This is a genomic window from Flavobacterium aerium, from assembly GCF_030766725.1.
Lineage (GTDB): Bacteria > Bacteroidota > Bacteroidia > Flavobacteriales > Flavobacteriaceae > Flavobacterium > Flavobacterium aerium.
In genome coordinates, this window is record NZ_JARQWR010000050.1 from 1 (window position 1) to 303 (window position 303).

Sequence of the window (303 nt, forward strand, 5' to 3'; positions counted from 1 at the left end):
TAGCGGTAACTGCAAAAATTACTGTTACACCGGCACCAACAACAACACAGTCTACACAAACATTCTGTGAGATTGATAATGCTACTATTGCAAATTTATCTGCAACAGGAACAACTATTCAGTGGTATACTGCTGCTACAGGTGGAACAGCTTTAGCAGCAACAGTAACTTTAGTGGATGGAACAACGTATTATGCTTCTCAAACCGCAAACGGATGTGAGAGTAAAACTCGTTTAGCCGTTCTAGCCAAAATCACTGTTACACCAGCACCAACGACAACACAGTCTACACAGACTTTCTGTG

At 41.6% G+C, this 303-nt stretch carries 1 protein-coding gene; it reads left to right on the forward strand.

The annotated features are described in order from the left end of the window. Window positions 1-303, forward strand: a 303-nt coding sequence (locus tag P6733_RS17940; RefSeq protein WP_306354317.1) for an Ig-like domain-containing protein, incomplete at both ends; no start/stop codon positions are given.